The sequence below is a fragment of the Rhabdobacter roseus genome (assembly GCF_014202275.1).
GTDB classification, from domain to species: Bacteria; Bacteroidota; Bacteroidia; order Cytophagales; family Spirosomataceae; genus Rhabdobacter; species Rhabdobacter roseus.
The window spans coordinates 1,014,579-1,028,283 of record NZ_JACHGF010000001.1; the positions used below are offsets into that span (position 1 = coordinate 1,014,579).

Annotated in this window: 16 protein-coding genes and 1 riboswitch; of the genes, 7 read left to right on the forward strand and 9 right to left on the reverse strand. The window is 56.2% G+C overall.

Features of this window, described 5'->3' with window-relative positions:
* Window positions 1-1,686, forward strand: a complete 1,686-nt coding sequence (locus HNQ92_RS04235) for a RagB/SusD family nutrient uptake outer membrane protein (protein ID WP_184171367.1) — start codon at window positions 1-3, stop codon at window positions 1,684-1,686.
* Window positions 1,687-1,884: 198 nt separating this feature from the next.
* Here HNQ92_RS04235 and can read toward each other — a convergent pair whose 3' ends face one another.
* On the reverse strand, window positions 1,885-2,532 hold the full coding sequence (gene can / locus HNQ92_RS04240) for a carbonate dehydratase (protein ID WP_184171369.1): 648 nt from the start codon (window positions 2,530-2,532) through the stop codon (window positions 1,885-1,887).
* A 150-nt stretch (window positions 2,533-2,682) separates the two neighbouring features.
* On the opposite strand from can, the gene HNQ92_RS04245 reads away from it, so the two are divergent.
* Window positions 2,683-3,138: a transcription elongation factor gene (locus HNQ92_RS04245; protein WP_246439594.1), complete on the forward strand. Its 456-nt coding sequence runs from the start codon at window positions 2,683-2,685 to the stop codon at window positions 3,136-3,138.
* A 57-nt stretch (window positions 3,139-3,195) separates the two neighbouring features.
* Here HNQ92_RS04245 and HNQ92_RS04250 read toward each other — a convergent pair whose 3' ends face one another.
* Window positions 3,196-3,909, reverse strand: coding sequence for a YebC/PmpR family DNA-binding transcriptional regulator (locus HNQ92_RS04250; RefSeq protein ID WP_184171373.1), 714 nt, complete (start codon window positions 3,907-3,909; stop codon window positions 3,196-3,198).
* Window positions 3,910-4,027: 118 nt separating this feature from the next.
* Between HNQ92_RS04250 and HNQ92_RS04255 the strand changes: the two genes are divergently transcribed.
* The 5 genes from HNQ92_RS04255 to metF all read left to right on the forward strand — a co-directional run bounded on the left by HNQ92_RS04255 (window position 4,028) and on the right by metF (window position 7,438).
* Window positions 4,028-4,480, forward strand: coding sequence for a GNAT family N-acetyltransferase (locus tag HNQ92_RS04255; protein ID WP_184171376.1), 453 nt, complete (start codon window positions 4,028-4,030; stop codon window positions 4,478-4,480).
* A gap of 464 nt (window positions 4,481-4,944) precedes the next feature.
* Complete coding sequence (locus HNQ92_RS04260; protein ID WP_184171379.1) at window positions 4,945-5,187, forward strand: hypothetical protein; 243 nt, start codon at window positions 4,945-4,947, stop codon at window positions 5,185-5,187.
* 32 nt (window positions 5,188-5,219) lie between these two features.
* Window positions 5,220-5,837 (forward strand): lipocalin family protein, encoded by a 618-nt coding sequence (locus HNQ92_RS04265; RefSeq protein WP_184171381.1) that lies wholly within the window; start codon window positions 5,220-5,222, stop codon window positions 5,835-5,837.
* 32 nt (window positions 5,838-5,869) lie between these two features.
* Entirely contained in the window at window positions 5,870-6,244 is a 375-nt protein-coding gene (locus HNQ92_RS04270; RefSeq protein ID WP_184171384.1) for a hypothetical protein, read from the forward strand.
* A 237-nt stretch (window positions 6,245-6,481) separates the two neighbouring features.
* Window positions 6,482-7,438 carry a methylenetetrahydrofolate reductase [NAD(P)H] gene (gene metF, locus HNQ92_RS04275; protein WP_184171387.1) on the forward strand — a complete coding sequence of 319 codons (957 nt, stop codon included), beginning with the start codon at window positions 6,482-6,484 and terminating at the stop codon, window positions 7,436-7,438.
* A gap of 24 nt (window positions 7,439-7,462) precedes the next feature.
* Here metF and thiH read toward each other — a convergent pair whose 3' ends face one another.
* From thiH to HNQ92_RS04310, 7 genes are all read right to left on the reverse strand, one after another.
* Window positions 7,463-8,581 (reverse strand): 2-iminoacetate synthase ThiH, encoded by a 1,119-nt coding sequence (gene thiH / locus HNQ92_RS04280; protein ID WP_184171390.1) that lies wholly within the window; start codon window positions 8,579-8,581, stop codon window positions 7,463-7,465.
* Window positions 8,578-9,345: a thiazole synthase gene (locus HNQ92_RS04285; RefSeq protein WP_184171393.1), complete on the reverse strand. Its 768-nt coding sequence runs from the start codon at window positions 9,343-9,345 to the stop codon at window positions 8,578-8,580. The genes thiH and HNQ92_RS04285 overlap by 4 nt, the downstream gene beginning before the upstream one ends.
* A 250-nt stretch (window positions 9,346-9,595) precedes the next feature.
* Window positions 9,596-10,228 (reverse strand): thiamine phosphate synthase, encoded by a 633-nt coding sequence (locus HNQ92_RS04290; RefSeq protein WP_184171396.1) that lies wholly within the window; start codon window positions 10,226-10,228, stop codon window positions 9,596-9,598.
* Window positions 10,225-10,821: a thiamine phosphate synthase gene (locus HNQ92_RS04295; RefSeq protein WP_184171399.1), complete on the reverse strand. Its 597-nt coding sequence runs from the start codon at window positions 10,819-10,821 to the stop codon at window positions 10,225-10,227. The genes HNQ92_RS04290 and HNQ92_RS04295 overlap by 4 nt, the downstream gene beginning before the upstream one ends.
* Complete coding sequence (gene thiC, locus HNQ92_RS04300; protein ID WP_184171402.1) at window positions 10,818-12,689, reverse strand: phosphomethylpyrimidine synthase ThiC; 1,872 nt, start codon at window positions 12,687-12,689, stop codon at window positions 10,818-10,820. Before thiC ends, HNQ92_RS04295 begins: the two co-directional genes overlap by 4 nt.
* Window positions 12,690-12,729: 40 nt before the next feature.
* Window positions 12,730-13,011: a sulfur carrier protein ThiS gene (thiS, locus tag HNQ92_RS04305; protein WP_246439597.1), complete on the reverse strand. Its 282-nt coding sequence runs from the start codon at window positions 13,009-13,011 to the stop codon at window positions 12,730-12,732.
* Window positions 12,980-13,072, reverse strand: a riboswitch (TPP riboswitch). (Overlaps the previous gene by 32 nt.)
* A gap of 183 nt (window positions 13,073-13,255) precedes the next feature.
* Entirely contained in the window at window positions 13,256-13,576 is a 321-nt protein-coding gene (locus tag HNQ92_RS04310) for a heavy metal-binding domain-containing protein (RefSeq protein ID WP_184171405.1), read from the reverse strand.
* Between the last annotated feature and the right edge of the window lie 129 nt (window positions 13,577-13,705).

Genomic DNA, 13,705 nt, shown 5'->3' on the forward strand with positions numbered 1-13,705 from the left:
ATGAAAAAGAAACTATATTCTCTACTGATCGTAGCGGCGGCGCTAAGTACCTATAGCTGTACCGACCTGAACGAAATCGTGTTGGATGAAACCTCCGCCTCGGGCCTTTCCGACAAGCAAGCCGCCGAGGGGATCATCGCGCCGGTGTATGCGCGGCTGCCGGATATTTTCCTGCATACCAACTACTTCAACCTACAGGAAATCTCGACCGACGAAGCCATCTTGCCCTACCGCGGTGGTACCGACTGGGGCGACAACGGGATCTACCTCTCGATGCACCGGCACACCTACACCAGCACCGATCCCAACCTCCGCAATACCTGGAACCTGATCCTGCAAGGAATGTCGCGGGCCATTACGGCCATCAACACCCTGCCGACGCTCAACGACCCTTCGGCCAAGACGTTCCTGGCCGAAGCGCGGGGGATGCGTGCCTACTATTCCATGCTGACGCTGGACCTTTTCGGACTGGTGTTTATGAAGGATGATCTGGGTGCCAACTCGACGATCCTGCGCGGTGATGCGGCCGTGGAGTACATTAAAAGTGAGCTTTTGGCCGTGGAGCCCAACCTCGAAACCGGCGTAGGTCCCGGTCGGCTTACCAAAGGTGCCGCCTGGGCTTTACTGGCGCGCCTGCACCTCAACGCCGCCGTCTATCGCGATCCTTACGCTACGCAATTTACGTTCAAGCCGGAGGATATGGACAAAGTTGTGGAGTATAGCGACAAGATCATCAACTCGGGACAGTACCAGCTCTCGCGTGACTATTTTTCTATCTTTAATTCCAACAACCACGACAACAAGGAGCTGATCTTTGCCGTAGACCAACGCGCCGACCTCAACGGGCACAACCGCATGGCCTACTTCTCGTTGTCCGGTGATCAATTCCCGCTGCCAGCCTACCCGGCCGCCAACGGCACCGACGGCCCTGGCATCACGTCTGATTTTTACCGTACGTGGGTCAATGCCTACGCGCCCCTGGACCCCAAGGTAGATCCCCGCTTTTACAAGCAGAACCTCTCCATCTATACCAACCCCGGCGACTCCTGCGTGGCCGAGGCCGACTTCCACGTCGATCGGGGTATTCTGCGCGGGCAGCAGTACGGGTTGATCCGTCGGAATGGGGTGTTTTTGAAGTGTCCCAACGGTAATTTTAAAGTGGGCAAGCTCCACCACGACACCCGCAACCTACCCAACCTACCCGTTAATTTTACGGAGCAAATTGACTTTACCGTGGCGGGCAGCAACTACTACACCGGCTACCGGGTAGAGAAGTACGAGTTTAGCCGGAAGTCGGTGAGTGGTCGTAACTTTGGCGAAGCCGATCTTTCCATTGTGCGCCTGGCCGACGTGTACCTCATGCGGGCCGAAGCCAAGCTTCGCAAAAGCAACGATGCCGCCGGAGCCCTGACCGACGTCAATGCCGTGCGCGCCGCCCGGACCATCTCTACCCCGCCGCCCCCGCTCACAGCCATGTCGCTGGACCTGCTCTACCGCGAGCGCGGCTTTGAGTTTTACTGGGAAATGGTGCGTCGGACCGACATGATTCGTTTTGGCAAGTACGAAGGTACCTGGACGGAAAAAACCAACACCGACAAAAACAAACGGATTTTCCCGATTCCGCAAACGGCCATCGACGGGGCCTCCAACCTGCCGGGGTACCTGAAGCAAAACCAGGGGTACTAGCGAGGGTACTTTGACGGATACTTGAAAAGCAAATCGCCGATTTTCCTGAGGAGGAAAATCGGCGATTTGCTTTTGTAAATGAATGTGCGACCCCGCTGGGGTCGTAAGAAGCAGGTTGTGATGGCGATGGCTATAAACGTGGGATTCCGTTCCACGGCGGCCTCTGGAGCCCAGCACGACGGCACGAGATGAGGTACCTTAGTGGCCGATGACCCCCATTTCAAATTTACACACCTCTTTCAGGGTCTCTTCGTCGTGGATCATGGACGTTTGCTGCTTGATGTAGCCCGTCCGGATGTCGTACACCCAGCCGTGCAGGTAGGGGCGGTCTTCTTTTTCCCAGGCGTTCTGGATGATGTTGGTTTTGCCCAGGTTGTACACCTGCTCGATCACATTGAGCTCCACGAGGCGGTCGAAGCGCTCGTCTTCGGGAAGTACCTCCAGTTGTTTCCAGTAATAGTTCTGGGTATCTTTGATCTGACGGATCCAGTTATCGATCAGGCCCAGATGGGCCGTCCCCATGGCGGCCTTGATACCTCCGCAGCCGTAGTGGCCGCACACGATCACGTGCTGTACCTTGAGGTTCTCGACGGCGTACTGCAACACGCTAAGGAGATTCATGTCTGTCTGCACCACCAGGTTAGCAATGTTGCGGTGCACAAAGATTTCACCGGGCGAGGTCTTCGTGATCTGGTCGGGCGGAACGCGGCTGTCGGAGCAGCCAATCCAAAGGAACTTGGGTTCTTGCCCCTGGGCCCCTTTTACATAAAAATCCGGGTCCTTAGCCAGCATTTCTGCCACCCAGTCCTGGTTATTATTGAGTAATTCAATGATTGCTTCTTTCATACAAACAGGGAGCGAGAAAATGAGGATGAGGTGAAACCAAAAGAAAGGTATGAATAAACAAATAAAAGTACTTTCTTACAAAATTGCATCACTACAAACGCAGATAGTAGGTGGAGGAACCTTTTTGGAGGGTGAACAACGTTGAACGGAATGAATATGACTTTAAAGACACAGCTGATCGGCCATCTGAAGGGGCTACTCGATGAGCGCATGGCCGTGGCCTGGGCGGCCATGGATGCCGCGCAGGCTTCGGCCAACGAGGCCAGCAAAAGCTCGGCCGGCGACAAGTACGAAACCGCCCGCGCCATGGGCCAGCTCGACCGCAACATGCACGCCCGGCAGTACGAGCAGGCCCGGCAGGAAAGAGCCGTGCTGGAACGCGTCAGCGAGAACGAGGCCACCAAACGGGTGGCCGTAGGTACCCTGGTTAAGACCACGAGCAGCTGGTACTTCATTGCCGTGAGCGTGGGGGCCGTGGCCTTGGAAGGTACCACGGTGCTGGCCGTATCGGCGGCGTCACCGGTGGGGCAGGTCCTGATTGGCAAGCAGGCCGGGGAGCCTTTTTTGTTTCAGGGAAAGAAGCAGCAGATCGAAAGCATTTATTAAAAATAAACAGCCGGGCTCATCACCCGGCTGCCCATAGGTAAGTACCCCCCAAAGTACCTACCCCATATTATGAAACACGCGCTGCACGTCGTCGTCTTCCTCGATGCGCTCGATGAGCTTTTCTACTTCGGCTACTTCTTCTTCGCTGAGCGACTTGGTGTCGTTCGGGATGCGCTCGAAGTCTGACTCCACGATCTCAAAGCCGTTTTCTTCCAGGTAGTGTTGCAGGGAGCCGTAGGCCGTAAACTCGCCGTAGATGTTGATCTGGTTGGTTTCTTCGTCCAGAAATACCTCGCTGGCTCCGAAGTCGATGAGTTCCAGCTCCAGCTCTTCAATGTCCTGGCCCTTGTGGGTTACTTTAAATATACACTGGCGATCAAAGATAAAGTCCAGCATACCCATGGTACCCAGGCTGCCGCCCAGCTTGTTGAAGTAGCTCCGGATGTTGGCCACGGTTCGGGTGGGGTTGTCGGTGGTACTTTCAATCAGGATCGCGACGCCGTGCGGGCCGTAGCCTTCGTACACCATCTCCTTGTAGTCTTCCTGATCTTTGGACGTAGCACGTTTAATAGCCCGTTCGATGGTATCTTTGGGCATGTTAGCGGCTTTGGCGTTCTGGAGCAGGGCGCGCAGGCGGGAGTTGGTAGCCGGGTCGGCACCGCCGCTTTTTACCGCCAGCACAATATCTTTACCTATGCGCGTAAAGGTTTTGGCCATGTGACTCCACCGCTTAAACATCCGCGCTTTCCGGTATTCAAATGCTCTTCCCATGAGTAGTACTTGTATAGCTATACATTTATTGACATATTGAACCGTAAAATTACGAAAGCGAATTCATCCCCGCCAAATAAAACAAAATCCTTTATAACCCCCACGCCGCCCAAACGCTATGAAGATCGTCTGGCAAGTCAAAGCCTTTTCCGAGTTTTCCCTGCATGAGCTCTACCAGGTACTCCGCCTGCGCAACGAAGTCTTTGTGGTAGAGCAGCAATGCCCCTTTCAAGACCTGGACAACAAAGACCAGGACTGCCACCATTTGCTGGCCTACCTGGAAGAAGGTACCCTGGCGGCCTACGCGCGCCTGGTTCCGGCGGGGCTCACGTTTGAGCACGCCGCCATCGGCCGGGTAGTAACCTCGCCCTCGGTGAGGCATCTGGGCCTGGGCCGCGAGCTTATGCAGCGGTCCATCGGGGCTATTGAGCAGCTCTACGGTCCGGTACCTATTCAGATTGGCGCTCAGTTGTACCTCAAGCGATTTTATGAAGCCTTTGGCTTTCGTGCCGCGAGCCCCATGTACCTGGAAGATGGCATCGAGCACATCGAAATGATCCGTCAAATCTAGCTTAGAAGCACATTTTGGGGAACAATGGGAACGCCTCTGGGCAACGAAATGGGGAAACAATTCCCAAAATTGACCCGTTAAATATTTGTATAAATTTTTTTAGTATTGATAATCAGCCAATTATCAATTTTAGGTACTTTGCTTCAAAAGGTGGTACAAAGATTTAATAATCTTTTTCGTCGATCGATAAATCGACCTGCTGCTTGAATGGAGTTATCCCGAAAGCGGCCTCAAAAAAAGAACAACGATAATCACAGATAGAGGAGGGTTTACGTGGAATGGCCTACTGTTATGCGGTAGGCTATTTTTTTATTTATACATCACCCATTGGGGAATTTTTACGCCAATCTGCCCCGCCGCGTTACCCACCCTTGCCTACCCCAAAGTACCTCTGCCCAGCCACAGCCCGTTGGTACGTTAATTGAATGCCCTCCACCCTTTACATACCAACTCGCTAATTACCCATGAAACCGCAAGAAGAACAACCAGAAGAGCATATAGAAGGCGGAACGCCTTCGCCATCCGGCCGTACCGACGCCCAAAAGCACACTGACGACGCCGACAAGTCCTCGGAGGTACTAGACCAGGAGGCGATCGACAAGTCCGAAGAAAACAACATGACCAAGCACAAAGGCTACAACGAAACGCCCGACGGAGTACCTGTGAAAACCAAGAAAAAAGAAGGGACCGATACGCGGAGTTTTTAAGCAAGGTAAGGTGAGCGTACTATCGATTAGCCATGGAAAAGAACTTAAGTAAAGTGGATAAGGGTGACCTGGCCTGGCGGCTGTTGTGGCTGGGCGCTATGCTGGGGGGCGTGCTGTACTTTGCTTCCTCCTGCAAAAGCAGTAAAAAACTCAAGACCGTTGACCGGGTAGATCTGAACCGCTACACCGGAAAATGGTACGAAATAGCCTCGTTTCCGGCCCGTTTTCAGCGCAACTGCGCCTGCACCACCGCCGAGTATTCCAGCAACGAAGACGGTACCATAAGGGTACTTAACCGCTGCTACAACACCAAGAAGCAAAAGTGGGAAAAAGCCACCGCCAAGGCCTTTGTACGTGATAAGGCGTCGAATGCGGAGCTGGCCGTGCAGTTTTTCTGGCCCTTCAAAGGCGACTACTACATCATTGACCTGGCCAATGACTACTCGCACGCCCTGGTGGGCACGCCCGACCGCAAGTACCTTTGGGTCCTGAGCCGCACCCCCCAACTAACCCGAACCGTGTACGATGAGTTGCTGGCCAAAGCCACTCAGCTGGGCTTTGACGTAACCCAGATTCAACGTACCGAACAAAGTACCTGTACCGAAGAAAACACCGCTTTGGCGGGGCAGGTACCCAGCACTACCTTTTGATTTTGTTAAAAGAAAAGTCTTTTGAAATTTCCATGAAAAAATACATCGGTTTTGGCTTGATCCTGCTAAGTGCCTGGGCCTGTGAGCCAGCCCCGGTTTTGGCCCCGGAAGGGTTGACGGCCTTGCAGGGAAGTAGATGCATCTACGACAACCGCACCACGGTCCGGCAGCTGGATAAGCAGGTAGGTACGGTGCGCATCACGGCTACGGCTAGCAATTGGTGGATCGATATCTACGTGGACGGAGACGAGGAAACGCCTTACTGTCCGTGTAATTTGCCCAAGGAATTATCGGAGGGGGGCACCCGGGTAGAATTTAATGCTGAGCTAAAAGAAATCCTGGCCGGGGAAGACGGGCGTTGCCAGCCCATCCGGCTTACGTACGTCATCAAGGTACCCCAAAGCTAGGTTTGAGCCAAAAAAATACGGGATAAAATATCTAATATTTGGACTAATTACTTATTTACATTCTGCTCCTAAGTATAGATTATCTATCTATATAAGTACCTATATGTAGGTACTTTTTGTTTAAAGGCCTATTTGTAAAGAGAAAGTAGGGAAATGCGACTACGCAAAAATGTGGTTCTTTAGGGTGAAATTACCGTACTTTGTGTCGATTCCTGAAGGTACCTCATTGCACAGCACATGACCAAAGTAACCGAGTACGTCCGGCAGGCCGGAGGACGCACGCTCTTCTCGCTCGAAATTATTCCGCCTTTAAAAGGTCAAAATATCAACCAACTGCTGGACTCCATCGAGCCGCTCATGGAGTTTAAGCCGCCCTTCGTGGACGTCACCTACCACCGCGAAGAGGTCATCGACAAGCAACTACCCAATGGGCTCATCCAGCGGATTCCGGTGCGGAAACGGCCCGGTACGGTGGGTATCTGCGCCCGGCTCATGGAGCGCTTCAAGGTCGATGCCGTGCCGCACGTCATCTGCGGCGGATTTACCCGTGAGGAAACCGAAGACATGCTCATTGACCTGCACTACCTGGGCATCGACAACGTGCTGGTACTGCGCGGCGACGCCGAGAAATCGGTGGGCGTATTTATGCCCAAAGCCGGCGGGCACTGCTACGCTTCGGAGCTGATCGAGCAGGTGGTGAGCATGAACCACGGAAAGCTGCTGCACGAAGAAACCGAAGGTACCCCCACCAATTTCTGCATTGGCGTGGCCGGGTACCCCGAGAAGCACCTCGAGGCCCAGGACCTCGATACGGATTTTAGGTACCTTAAGAAAAAAGTAGACGCGGGTGCCGAGTACATCGTCACGCAGATGTTTTTCGACAACCAGAAGTACTTCCGCTTCGTGGAGCGCTGCCGGGCCGAGGGCATCCAGGTACCCATCATTCCGGGCCTCAAACCGCTTTCTACCAAAAAACAGCTCAGTATACTACCCCGGATCTTCCACCTGGACATGCCGCCGGAGCTGGTGGCCGAAGTCGAAAAATGCGACACCGACCAGCAGGTGCGGCAGGTCGGAATCGAGTGGGGTATCCAGCAGTGCCGAGAGCTGCTGGCCTACGGGGTACCGGTACTGCACTTTTACACCATGGGCAAGTCCGACAACGTGTTGCAGATTGCCCGCGGCGTTTTTTAGGGGTACTTTATAAAGTAAGGTACTTTATTCTAAAGCCACCAGCGAGCGGTCCCAATCTTTCCAGACGGGCTCGTACCCTTGCGCACGAATTAGGGCGGCGATTTCGGCGGGCGAGCGCTCGTCGCTGATCTCGAATTGCTCCAGCGACTGCGGCTCCACCACGTAGCCCCCGGGGTTGGTCTTGGAGCCCGCACTCATGGACGTAATGCCCAGCCGGATGGCGTGATTCCGAAATACCTCCGACTCTCGCGTCGAGAGCGAGAGCTCCACTTCTTCGTTGAAAAGCCGGTAGGCGCAAATAAGCTGCACCAGCTCCCGGTCACTCATTTCTACTTTGGGCGGCACTCCGCCTGAGTACGGCCGCAGCCGTGGAAACGAAATGGAGTACTTGGTTTGCCAGTAGGTTTTTTCGAGGTACTGCAGGTGCAGGCCCGTAAAGAAGCAGTCGGTGCGCCAGTCTTCCAGGCCGATAAGTACCCCCAGCCCGATCTTATGTACCTTGGCCCGGCCCAGGCGGTCGGGCGTGTCGAGGCGGTACTCAAAGTTGGCCTTTTTGCCCTTGGGGTGGTGCTTGCGGTAGTCGTCGCGGTGGTAGGTTTCCTGGTACACCAGCACGGTATTGAGTCCCAGCGGTACTAGTTCTTCATAGTCGGGCTGGTCGAGCGGCTGTACTTCCATCGAGATATGCGCAAAGTGCGGCGTCAGCAGCCGAAGTACCCTCTTGAAGTACTCCACACCCACGGTTTGGGTGGCCTCGCCCGTCACGAGCAGCACGTGCTCGTAGCCCATTTGCTTAAGGGCCTCCGCCTCGCGCAGGATCTCGGCGTCAGTGAGGGTGCGGCGGGGTAGTTTGTTATCAAAGCTAAAACCGCAGTAAGTACAGATGTTCTGGCACTCGTTGGAAAGGTACAGTGGCACGTACAGCTGAATCACCTTGCCGAAGCGCTTGAGGGTACTTTGGTGGCTTAGCTGCGCCATCTGCTCCAGAAAGGGCGCGGCCGCGGGCGAGAGCAACGCTTTCAGATCTTCCAGGTCGCGGCGGGGCCGGGCCAGGGCGCTGGCTACGTCGGCGGGCGTTTTGGCGTAGATACTTTGCTTTACGTCGTCCCAGGCGTAGGTATCGAATACATTACTAAACGTCATAGCTGATCGAGAAAGGCGGTGAGCGGACTGCTGGCGGCGGCATTTGGGGTAGGCGGGGCGAGTCGGGCTTCAAAGGCTAGCCGACCGGCTTCCACGGCCAGCCGAAACGCCCGCGCCATCGCAACGGGATCGGCGGCGGCGGCAATGGCGGTATTCACCAGCACGGCGTCGGCCCCCAGCTCCAGGGCCTTGGCAGCGTCGGAGGGAGCCCCGATCCCGGCGTCGACCACCACGGGTACTTTGCTTTGCTCGATGATGATTTCCAGGAAGTCGATCGTGCGCAGGCCTTTGTTACTTCCAATTGGCGAGCCCAGCGGCATCACGGCCGCCGTACCTACCTCTTCCAGCCGCTTGCACAGGACCGGGTCGGCGTGGATGTAGGGCAGTACCACGAAACCGAGCTTGGCCAGCTCCTCGGTGGCTTTGAGCGTCTCGACGGCGTCGGGCAGCAGGTACTTGGGGTCGGGGTGAATCTCGAGTTTAATCCAATTCGTCTCCAGTGCTTCACGGGCCAGCTGGGCCGCAAAAACGGCTTCTTTGGCGTTGCGCACGCCGGAGGTATTGGGCAATAAATGAAACTGCGGATGGTGCAGGTGCGTCAGGATGTCGTCCTGCTCGTTCTGGACGTCCACGCGCTTGAGCGCTACCGTCACAAGCTCCGAGCCGCTTTCGAGCAGGGCTTGCTCCATGAGCGCCGCCCGGCTGAACTTGCCCGTTCCGGTGAAGAGCCGGGAGCGGAATGTTTTATCGGCGATGGTTAGCATGAGTGTTTTTCCTATTTGTAAAACAGATTAATAAAATATAAGTACAGTGCCTTTATAGAAACCTAAAACAGACGATTTCGTCAAGGCATACTTTTGCCCTCACGGCCGGGCAGGCCCCGTCCTCTCAACACCGCTGGATTTTACAGCCCTGCGCTAATCAGCCGCACAAAGGGCTGTAAAAAAGGCGGCTTTTGAGAGGACTGTTAGGTTTTTACGTTACCGATGCATCTTTATTCAATTACAATACACTCTAATTCAAAAAGTAATACAATTCCGAAATGACTTCGGCGGGCTGGGCGGCCATGGTAATCAGCGAAGACACCGCTACGCCGTGCACGCCCGCGGCGCGTAGGGCGGGGACATCGGCTACCTCGATTCCCCCGATGGCTACGATCGGGATCGGGAGGCCATTTTGCTGACATTGTTGTAGGATGCTGCGGTACCCCTCCAGGCCCAGGATGGGGCTCAGGTTTTGCTTGGTGGTGGTGAAACGGTACGGACCCAGCCCCACGTAATCGGCTCCCTGGCGCACGTGCTGCTCGATATCCTCGTAGGTATTGGCCGTAGCGCCGATCACTACCTGCGGGCCCACGATGCGGCGTACTTCCGCCACGGGGAGGTCGGTCTTCCCGACGTGTACGCCGGTGGCACCTACCTGCCGGGCTACGTGCGGGTAGTCGTTGATGATGAGCGCCACCCGTTGCGTCTGGCAGTAGCGCTGCGCTTCCTGGGCCAGACGAAGTACCTCCGCTTCGGGCTGGTCTTTGAGCCGGAGCTGCACCCACGAAACGCCCGCCTCGCAGGCGCGCCGGAGGTGATCCAGGTGCTGCTGGGGGGTACTTCCCTGGGTGATGTAGTGGAGTTTATGGATGTCGAAATTCATACGGTATTCAAGATTTTCAGTAAGGCTTCCCAGCGCTCGACGGCGCGGAGCGGCTCGTTCCAAAAGTACCCCAGCAGCGCCACGCCAAAGTACCCCATGCGCATGGTTTCAAGCACATTATGTTCGGTAATGCCGCCCAGGGCAAAAACAGGCCGCCCCCGCAGCGCCGGAGGTACTTCCCGCAGCGCGGCGTTTTGCAAGTACCCTGGCTTCGACACGCTATCCCAGACCGGGCTCAGCAGCAGGTAATCGCAGGAGCTGAGCGCATCCTCGGCTTCGGACCAGCTGTGTACCGAGCACGAAAGGGTACTTTTCTTATCGTTCAACGTACCTGAAGGTACCTTGGGCAAGGACCGATACCCTACGTGCAGCCCGCCCAGGGGGTACCTGGCTACCAGCGCCGCCCGGTGATGAACCACCACCCGCGACAGGTACTTCTCAGGTACCTGGTCCAGGAGCCGGGCCACGGCGGCGTCGGTCCAGCCGGGCTTGCGCACGTGCAGCCGCTCCAGGCCCCGCTCCAGCAGCGCCTGCCAGATTTGGGCTTCGCCGGGTACCTCGTCGGGATGGCTCACTACCAGCAGGCGCGTCATAAGTACAGCGCCGAGCCCGCTTTCTTGAACTCCTCCGACCGCTCCTTCATGCCTTCGTGCAGGGCGGTTTCCTCGTCGTTGAGGCCTTTTTCGGCGGCGTACTGCCGCACGTCCTGCGTGATTTTCATGCTGCAAAAATGCGGTCCGCACATGGAGCAAAAGTGCGCGATCTTGGCTCCCTCAGCGGGTAGGGTTTCGTCGTGAAAGGCGCGCGCCGTATCCGGGTCGAGCGAAAGATTGAACTGATCCTGCCAGCGGAACTCGAACCGGGCTTTGCTGAGGGCGTTATCGCGGTACTGCGCGCCGGGGTGGCCCTTGGCGAGGTCAGCGGCGTGGGCGGCGAGCTTGTAGGTAATCACGCCGTCTTTGACGTCTTTTTTGTTGGGCAACCCCAAATGTTCCTTGGGTGTCACGTAGCAAAGCATGGCCGTCCCGAACCAGCCGATCATGGCCGCCCCGATGGCCGACGTAATGTGGTCGTAGCCGGGGGCGATGTCGGTCGTGAGCGGGCCCAGCGTGTAAAACGGCGCCTCCTGGCATTCCTTGAGCTGCTTGTCCATGTTCTCCTTGATAAGGTGCATGGGTACGTGGCCGGGCCCTTCGATCATCACCTGCACGTCGTGCCGCCAGGCTATTTTGGTCAGCTCGCCTAGCGTTTCCAGTTCGCCAAACTGCGCGGCGTCGTTGGCGTCGGCCAGGCAGCCGGGGCGCAGCCCGTCGCCGAGCGAAAACGACACGTCGTAGGCCTTCATGATCTCGCAGATTTCCTCAAAATGCGTATACAGGAAATTCTCCTTGTGGTGCGCCAGGCACCACTTGGCCATGATGGAGCCCCCGCGCGAGACGATGCCTGTCAGGCGCTTGGCCGTGAGCGGTACGTACCGCAAAAGTACCCCCGCGTGGATGGTAAAGTAGTCTACGCCCTGCTCGGCCTGCTCGATGAGCGTGTCGCGGAAGAGCTCCCAGGTTAGGTCTTCGGCCTTGCCGTTTACTTTTTCAAGGGCCTGGTAGATGGGTACCGTCCCGATGGGCACGGGCGAGTTACGGATAATCCACTCGCGGGTTTCGTGAATATTCTTGCCCGTTGAGAGGTCCATGACCGTATCCGCCCCCCAGCGGGTAGCCCACACCATTTTTTCCACTTCCTCCTCAATGCTCGATGACACCGCCGAGTTGCCGATGTTGGCGTTGATCTTGACCAGGAAATTCCGCCCGATGATCATCGGCTCGGTTTCGGGGTGGTTGATATTAGCCGGAATGATGGCCCGGCCCGCTGCTATTTCGTCGCGCACAAACTCGGGCGTAATGAAGTTGATGGGCGTACGTGCGCCAAAGCTCTGCCCCGCGTGCTGGCACCAAAGCGGATCGTTTTGATTCGCTAACTCTTCGATGCGCTGGTTTTCGCGGATGGCGATGTACTCCATCTCGGGCGTGATGATGCCCCGCCGGGCGTAGTGGAGCTGCGTTACGTTTCGCCCGGCTTTGGCCCGCAGCGGCTTCTGGAGGTGCTCGAAGCGGAGCTCGTCCAGCGAGGCGTTGGCCAGGCGCGCGCGGCCGTAGTCGGAGTTGATGCCGGGTAGTTCCTCCACATCGCCCCGCTCCCGGACCCAGGCCTCGCGCAGGCGGGGCAGCCCTTTGCGCACGTCGATGTCGGCGGCCGGGTCGGTGTAGGGGCCACTGGTGTCGTACAGCACCACCGCCGGGTTGGGGGTACTTTTGCCGTTGAAGGTATCGCGGGTGTCGGTAAGCTGCACCTGCCGCATCGCTACCCGGATGGGGTGGAGCTTACCGGCTACGTATATTTTTTCCGAAGCGGGAAATGGCTCCCGGCTCAGGACGGACTCGCTGGGAATTCGTTCTTTTTTCATGATAAAATGAATGGGTTAGGATTTAAAAGAAAGGCAAAAACTACCCGCCCTGGGTAGCCCGGATGAGCGTGATCTGGTCGTTGGGAGAAAGCGGGAAAGTACCCCAGTCGGGGCGGGTCACGACGGTGTCGTTGACGGCCACGGCAATGCCTTTGCGCTCGGCCAGGTGGTGGGCCGCCAGCAGCGTCAGGAGCGTGTCCTGCTCAGAAACGGGAAAGGGTTGGTGATTGATGAATACCTCCATGGTAAATACAGATTTACACTTCAGGAGGTACCCTGCTTCGGCCAGAAGCAACGCACGTTCTTTTCCCTTCGCCAGCATTATCCGGATCAGGTTTTGAGGGTATAATCTCAGCCGATGGTAGGCACCCCTAAAGCTATGTTCAAATCAAAAGTAGGGATTATTGGGCATACATCCGCAAGGCAAGTACCTTTTTTATACCTAACTCTTGCAGAAGTACCCCGCTCGTCAGGTACTTTGGGTACCCTGGCCAGCGGACCCTGGCAGGAAGATGAAGCCCCTTACGGTGGCATTGGCGTCCTGTTTTTTCAAATTAAGAAGTACCTTACTCCAGCACCACGGCCGTTCCGTTGGCGCTCACCATCAGGATGGTATTGGTGTTGCCGATGGTTTGGTAGTCCAGGTCTACGCCCACGATGGCGGTAGCGCCCAGCCGCTGGGCCTGGTCGATCATCTCGCGGATGGCGATGCTTTTGGCTTCGCGAAGGCCCTGCTCGTAGGCTCCGGCGCGCCCGCCCACGATGTCGCGTACGCCGGCGAAGAAGTCCTTCACGAAGTTGGCCCCGATGATGGCCTCGCCGTGCACCAGCCCGATGTACTTGATGATCTTCTTGCCTTCAATGTTGGGAGTAGTCGTTACCAGCATAGGTTTTCTATTTTTTGGGTTGTAAACTAACTAAAAATGCTCTCATTGCGCCGTAAGGTTACGGTATTTTCCTTATTTCCGAATAGAAACCCGGATAAGCAGTTTTTTTTAGGTATAAAATCTACTTTT

Coding starts and splice junctions, on each gene's coding strand:
- HNQ92_RS04235 (WP_184171367.1), top strand. CDS start 1: ATGAAAAAGAAACTATATTCTCTACTGATCGTAGCGGCGGCGCTAAGT.
- can (WP_184171369.1), bottom strand. CDS start 2,532: ATGAAAGAAGCAATCATTGAATTACTCAATAATAACCAGGACTGGGTG.
- HNQ92_RS04245 (WP_246439594.1), top strand. CDS start 2,683: ATGAATATGACTTTAAAGACACAGCTGATCGGCCATCTGAAGGGGCTA.
- HNQ92_RS04250 (WP_184171373.1), bottom strand. CDS start 3,909: ATGGGAAGAGCATTTGAATACCGGAAAGCGCGGATGTTTAAGCGGTGG.
- HNQ92_RS04255 (WP_184171376.1), top strand. CDS start 4,028: ATGAAGATCGTCTGGCAAGTCAAAGCCTTTTCCGAGTTTTCCCTGCAT.
- HNQ92_RS04260 (WP_184171379.1), top strand. CDS start 4,945: ATGAAACCGCAAGAAGAACAACCAGAAGAGCATATAGAAGGCGGAACG.
- HNQ92_RS04265 (WP_184171381.1), top strand. CDS start 5,220: ATGGAAAAGAACTTAAGTAAAGTGGATAAGGGTGACCTGGCCTGGCGG.
- HNQ92_RS04270 (WP_184171384.1), top strand. CDS start 5,870: ATGAAAAAATACATCGGTTTTGGCTTGATCCTGCTAAGTGCCTGGGCC.
- metF (WP_184171387.1), top strand. CDS start 6,482: ATGACCAAAGTAACCGAGTACGTCCGGCAGGCCGGAGGACGCACGCTC.
- thiH (WP_184171390.1), bottom strand. CDS start 8,581: ATGACGTTTAGTAATGTATTCGATACCTACGCCTGGGACGACGTAAAG.
- HNQ92_RS04285 (WP_184171393.1), bottom strand. CDS start 9,345: ATGCTAACCATCGCCGATAAAACATTCCGCTCCCGGCTCTTCACCGGA.
- HNQ92_RS04290 (WP_184171396.1), bottom strand. CDS start 10,228: ATGAATTTCGACATCCATAAACTCCACTACATCACCCAGGGAAGTACC.
- HNQ92_RS04295 (WP_184171399.1), bottom strand. CDS start 10,821: ATGACGCGCCTGCTGGTAGTGAGCCATCCCGACGAGGTACCCGGCGAA.
- thiC (WP_184171402.1), bottom strand. CDS start 12,689: ATGAAAAAAGAACGAATTCCCAGCGAGTCCGTCCTGAGCCGGGAGCCA.
- thiS (WP_246439597.1), bottom strand. CDS start 13,011: ATGCTGGCGAAGGGAAAAGAACGTGCGTTGCTTCTGGCCGAAGCAGGG.
- HNQ92_RS04310 (WP_184171405.1), bottom strand. CDS start 13,576: ATGCTGGTAACGACTACTCCCAACATTGAAGGCAAGAAGATCATCAAG.